Origin of the sequence: Clostridium sp. UBA2485 (assembly GCF_002341865.1) — a bacterium.
Lineage (GTDB): Bacteria > Bacillota > Clostridia > Clostridiales > Clostridiaceae > Clostridium_J.
Genome location: NZ_DDOV01000030.1, coordinates 27600 through 34572, shown reverse-complemented (window position 1 = coordinate 34572; position 6973 = coordinate 27600). Strand labels below are relative to the sequence as shown.

Sequence of the window (6973 nt, the reverse complement as noted above, 5' to 3'; positions counted from 1 at the left end):
TTACAAGAGATGTAGCTTTTAAAGAATGTCCCCCTATTTCAAAGAAGTTATCATTTATTCCTATCACATCGACCTTCAATATATCTCCCCATATTTTTACTAAACTCTCTTCAATCTCATTTCTTGCTCCTTCATACTCTATGCCTATATCCATTGTGCCTTCTGGCTTAGGTAATCTCTTTCTATCTATTTTTCCATTTGGCGTTAATGGCATTGCTTCTAACTGTACGAAATATGATGGTATCATGTATTCTGGTAACTCTTTTAAAAGACATTCTCTTAACTCTTTAACGGTAAAATTTACCGTTCCTACTATATAAGCACAAATATATTTATTGCCATCTTCATCTTCTCTAGCTATTACTACTGATTCTTTTATCTTTTCCTTCTTTAGAAGTTGCGCTTCAATTTCACCAAGTTCTATTCTAAATCCTCTTACCTTCACTTGATGATCTATTCTTCCCAAAAATTCTATATTTCCGTCTGGTAACCATCTTGCTAAATCACCAGTTTTATATATTTTTTCACCTGACTTATAGGGATTTTCTATAAACTTTTCTGCAGTTAATTCTGGCTTGTTTAAATATCCTCTTGCTAGACCATCTCCTGATATGCACAATTCTCCTGCAACTCCTATTGGTGCTAGTTGATTATTATTAATAATATATATTTGAGTATTTTCAATAGGATTCCCTATAGGTATGCTAGTATATTTTAAATTTTTATCTACTGAATATCTAGATGAGTAAATACTAGTTTCTGTTGGGCCATATAGATTTTCTAATCTTATAGTATTAAACTTACTATAAAAATTAGAAACTATATCTGTTTTTAATTCCTCTCCTGCAGCAAACACGTATTTTAAACTGTTTATTTTATCTAAATCATCTCCTATGCTTTCCATAAACACATTTAGCATAGCTGGTACAAAATTAATATGTGTTACTTTATGTTCCTCTATTAAATTAATAATAGCACTTATATCCTTTTCTTCATTACTGCTCATTATTACAAGCTTACCACTTCCCACAAACCAGCCAAATAGTTCACTTACTGATACATCAAATGTAAATTTGGTTTTTAACAAGTGAGTATCTTCATGTCCTAAGGGATATTTTTTCTCCATGCATACTAGTGTATTAATTACACTTTTATGTTCTACCATTACTCCTTTAGGATTTCCAGTTGAACCTGAAGTGTATATAATATACGCTAAACTCTTGGAATTATTTATTCTTTCTAAATTATTTCTCTCACATCTATATAATTCTTCATCTAATAAATCTATAGTTTCTCCCAAAAAATCTATATTACTTGAACTTTTTTTTCTAGTTAATAACAATTTGCTTTTACTATCTTTTAGAATATACTCCACTCTTTCTTTTGGATAGTCCGGATCTATAGGTAAATACGCCCCTCCTGCTTTTAATATTCCTAATATTCCTACTATCATTTCCAAAGATCTTTCTACCATTATTCCTACTATAGAATCAGCTTTAACTCCTTTTTTTCTCAATACTCTTGCGAGCTTATTTGCTTTCATATTTAACTCATCATAGGTTAATTGTTTGTCTTCATATATTACTGCTATATTGTTAGGAGTCCTCTCTACTTGTTCTTCGAATAGTTCATGTATGGTTTTATCTTTAGGATATTCAATTTTATAACTATTGAAATCATAAAGCAGCTTATCTTTCTCCTCTTTAGATAAAATTTCTATTTCTGATAATTTAATTTCTGCATTATTCGTTACTTCTTTTATTATATTTATATAATGCTTTGATAATCTTTCTATAGTTTCTCTTCTAAAAAGTTTCGTGCAATATTGTAAATCAAAAGTTATCTTTTCCTTTGATTCAATAGCACTCAATGTAATATCAAATTTAGATACTTTATTTTCAAATTCATATGGGATAAATTTTAATTCGTCAATTTCTATATTTTCTATATCAATATTTTGTAATGTGAACATCGCATCAAATAATGGGTTCTTACTAAGATCTCTAACTATATCTAACTGACTAATTAACTCTTCAAATTGATAATCTTGATTTTCATATGCTTCTAGTGATGTTTCTTTAACTGTTTCTAAGAATTCTCTAAAACTTTTCTCTCCTTTAGGATAATTCCTCATTGCAACGGTATTTACAAACATTCCTATTATATTATCTAAATCAGAATAGGCCCTACCAGCTACTGGGGTTCCTACAACTATATCTTCCTGACCTGTATATTTAGATAGCAATATATTATACGCTCCTAGTAATATCATATATAAGGTTGTACCTGTTTTAGCTGCAAGTTTATTTATATCTTGTACTAATTCCTTTTCTATTTCAAATTTTACTACATCACCTTCAAAACTCTTTATGCTAGGTCTTCTGTAGTCTGTTAGTATATTTAATGCAGGTATTTCTCCTTTAAATTTGTCTAACCAATACCGTTTTTGTTTTTCAATAGATTTAGTTTTTAATATATTGTTTTGCCATTGTGAAAAATCCTTATATTGTATCCTAAGGTCTGGTAATTCCTTGCCTTTATACAAACTAATAAAGTCCTTTATAAATATTCCTGTCGATACTCCATCTGATATTATATGATGAGTATCCATCATAAGCAGATGTTTGTTTGTTGATAATTTTATGAGCTCTACTCTTAAAAGTGGTGCCTTGCTAAGATCAAATGGCTCTACAAATCCCTCTATTTTGCTCTTCATCTCATCTTCTCTTGCTTCGCTATAAGCTATCTCAAACTCTATATTTTTATATATTTTTTGTACTGGTTCACCATCCACTACCTGAAAGGCTGTCCTAAAGGATTCATGCCTTCTTACAAGTTCTTTCATTGTTCTTTCAAATTGATTTATATTTAGATTTCCTTCAATTATCATTATCATTGGTATATTATAACTTATACCTACATTTTCAATTTGATTCAGTATATACATTCTTTTTTGTGCAGATGACAACGAATAATAATTTCTATCTTCTACAGGTTTTATTGATTCAAATTTATTTTCTTTAATATCTAAAATATTTTTATTAATCTCTATATTATTTTCTTTAAGGCGTTTCTCCAAAAGTTTCAGCTTTTCAGGTGGTAATTTTGAAATTCTTTTTAATAGATCATTCATCTTTATTAGCTCCTCCTTATGATCAAATCATTTATATTTGACTACTTATTTTCCAATTACAGATAATAAAAATTTAACTCAGTGTAAATTTATAACTTTAAGCATTTCAAATAAAATAACTAGTCAAAGATGTATAAAGTATTTTGCATTAACAGTGTGTTAGATTTTATTGATAATGTTCTATCAATTAATTCCAACAACTATATATCACAAAATAAGCTATCATACTCATGCTGACTAGTTATTTTTCAATATGCTTGAATAAATTTAAATAATTATAATATTAAGCTCAATACATTATCATCATCTAAATCTTCTATTTCATTTAACAATTCTTCTAATTTTAGAAGATCAGTTTCATTTGTTAATATTGATGTTTCTTTGTTTTCTATATTCACAATATAATCAGCAAGGCCTTTAATAGTAGCATCTTTAAATATTTCTTTTAATGAAATCTCTATATTTAATTCTTTCCATATTCTATTTACAAGAGATGTAGCTTTTAAGGAATGTCCTCCTATTTCAAAAAAGTTATCATTTATTCCTACCCGCTCAACATTTAATACATCTTTCCATATTTCCACTAATTTCTCTTCAATTTCATTCCTTGGAGCTTCATACTCTATTCCTGTATTTATTTCCCCTTCTGGTTCTGGTAATCTCTTTCTATCTATTTTTCCATTTGATGTTAAAGGCATTGTTTCTAATTGCACAAAATATGACGGTATCATATATTCTGGTAACTCTTTTAAAAGATATTCTCTTAAATCTTTAACATTAAATTTCACCGTTCCTACTATATAAGCACAAATATATTTATTACCTCCACCATCTTCTTTAGCTATTACTACTGCTTCTTTTATCCTTTCATTTTTTAGAAGTTGAGATTCTATCTCACCAAGCTCTATTCTAAATCCTCTTATCTTTACTTGATGGTCTATTCTTCCTAAAAATTCTATATTTCCATCCTCTAGCCATCTTACTAAATCACCGGTTTTATAAACTCTTTCTCCCTTTATAAAAGGGTTAGCTATAAATTTTTCTTTAGTAAGTTCTTTATTATTTATATATCCTCTAGCTAATCCGTCACCGCCTACATATAGTTCTCCATAAACTCCTACCGGCTGTAATCTTCCATGTTTATTTAATACATAACATGTAGAATTAGCTATTGGTTTTCCTATAGGAATGCTTTCCTCATAGTCTTTATTGATGTGAAAACATGTAGAAAATGTAGTGTTTTCTGTTGGTCCATAACCATTTATAATATTTATTTTTTTATTTTTACTTCTCACATTGTTTATATGTTTAGTGGATAATACATCTCCTCCTACTAATAAATATTCTAATTTTTCAAATATTTCTGGTTTTTCTTTTGATATTTGATTAAATAATGGTGATGTTAGCCACATAGTACTTATTTTATTCTTTTGAATAAATTGTTCTAATTTTTTTATACTCATAAGCACATCATTATTAATTAAATACAATGGCAATCCATTGAGTAATGCTCCCCAAATTTCAAAGGTTGAAGCATCAAATGCTATTGCGCCTGTTTGTAATATTCTATGATTTCTTTTAAACTTTATATAGTTAGTGTTTTTTACGAGCCTTACTACATTTTTCTGCTCTACTGCAACTCCTTTTGGTTGTCCAGTACTACCTGATGTATATATTATATAAGCTAAATCTTCTGGCTTATTTATATTTGGTAAGTTAGGTACTTCCTCAACAGAATTTATTAAATTTTCTATATCTATTATTTCTCCGCTGAAATCTATTCCATCTACAAAATAACTTTTACTTAATAACATTTTTGCATTACTATCATTTATAATGTGCTTTATTCTGTGCTGAGGATATTCTGTGTCTATAGGTAAATACGCTCCTCCAGCTTTTAATATTCCTAATATTCCAATTATCATTTCTAAGGATTTTTCTACCATTATTCCTACTACTGTATCTGCTTTTAGACCCTTATCCCTTAATACTTTTGCTAAATAATTTGATTTTTTATTTAATTCACTATAGGTCAACTGTTTATCTTCATATACTATTGCTATATTGTTAGGTGTATTTTTTACCTGTTCTTCAAATAACTCATATATTGTTTTATCTTTTGGATATTTAGTCTTTGTATTATTAAAATCATAAATTAACTGTTTTTTCTCTTCCTGTGATAAAATCTCTATTTCTGATAATTTTATTTCTACATTATTTGTTACTTCTTTTAGTATATTTATATAATGTTTTGATAATCTTTCTATAGTTTCCCTTTTAAAGAGTTTTGTACAATACTCTAAGCTAAAAATTATTTTATCCTTTAATTCAATAGCGCTTAATGTAATATCAAACTTGGATATTTTATTTTCAAATTCATGTGGACTAAATTTTAATCCTTCAATTTCTATATTCCCTATATCAATATTTTGGAGTGTAAACATCACATCAAATAATGGATTCTTACTAAGATCTCGAGCTATATCTAATTGGCTAATTAATTCTTCAAATTGATAATCTTGACTTTCATATGCTTCTAATGCTGTTTCCTTAACTGTTTCTAAGAATTCCCTAAAATTTTTTTCTCCTTTAGGATAATTCCTCATTGCAACAGTGTTTACAAACATTCCTATTATATTATCTAAATCAGAATGTCTTCTACCAGCCACTGGTGTTCCTACAACTATATCTTCCTGACCTGTATATTTAGATAGTAATACGTTATACGCTCCTAGTAATACCATATATAAGGTTATACCTGTTTTAGTTGCAAGTTCATTTATCTCTTCTACCAATTCCTTTTCTATTTCAAATTTTACTACATCACCTTCAAAACTTCTTACAGTAGGCCTTGTATAATCTGTTGGCATATTTAATACAGGTATTTCATCTTTAAATTTGTTTAACCAATATTCTTTTTGTTTTTCAACGATTTTAGTTTTTAATATGTTATTTTGCCAATGTGAAAAATCTTTATATTGTATCCTAAACTTTGGCAATTTCTTCTCTTCATATAGGCTAATAAACTCTTTTATAAATATTCTCATTGATATTCCATCTGATATTATATGGTGAGTATCCATCATAAATAGATGCTTATTTTTTGATAGTTTTAGGAGTTCTACTCTTAGCAGTGGTGCTTTGCTGAGATCAAAGGGCTTTATAAATTCCTCTATTTTATTTTTTATTCTATTTTCTCTTAATTCATCATAGATTATTTTAAAATCTACCTCTTCATATACTTTTTGTACTGGTTCACCTTCTATTAACTTAAAAGCTGTTCTAAAAGATTCATGTCTTTTTACAAGTTCTTTTATTGCTTTTTCAAATTGACTGGTATTTAATTTACCTTCTATTGTCATTATCATTGGTATGTTATAGCTTACCCCTACATCTTCAATTTGGTTTAGTATATACATTCTCTTTTGTGCTGAGGATAAGGCATAATGCTCGTTTTCTTCTACATTCTCTATTGATGAATATATACTTTTATCTAAATTCCTTATATGTTTTCCAAGACTTTTTATAGTAGTATTTCTAAATATTTCTCCCAAGGAAATTTCTGCATTTAACTCTTTACATATTTTATTTACAAGAGATGTAGCTTTTAAAGAATGTCCCCCTATTTCAAAGAAGTTATCATTTATTCCTACCCGTTCAACATTTAATACATCTTTCCATATTTCTACTAGTTTCTTTTCAATTTCATCCCTTGCTCCTTCATACTCTACTCCTGTATCTATTTCGCCTTCTGGTTCTGGCAATCTCTTTCTATCTATTTTTCCATTTGATGTTAAAGGCATTTTTTCTAGTTGTATAAAATATGACGGTATCATATAT

2 protein-coding genes are annotated in these 6973 nt (G+C 28.0%); both read right to left on the bottom strand.

The window, feature by feature from the left end; genetic code table 11:
* On the bottom strand, positions 1-3133 hold a 3133-nt coding region (locus B3603_RS03900), incomplete at its 3' end, for a non-ribosomal peptide synthetase (RefSeq protein WP_291560980.1).
* A 275-nt stretch (positions 3134-3408) separates the two neighbouring features.
* Positions 3409-6973 (bottom strand): non-ribosomal peptide synthetase (locus B3603_RS03895; protein WP_291560978.1); only part of this gene is annotated, 3565 nt, incomplete at its 5' end.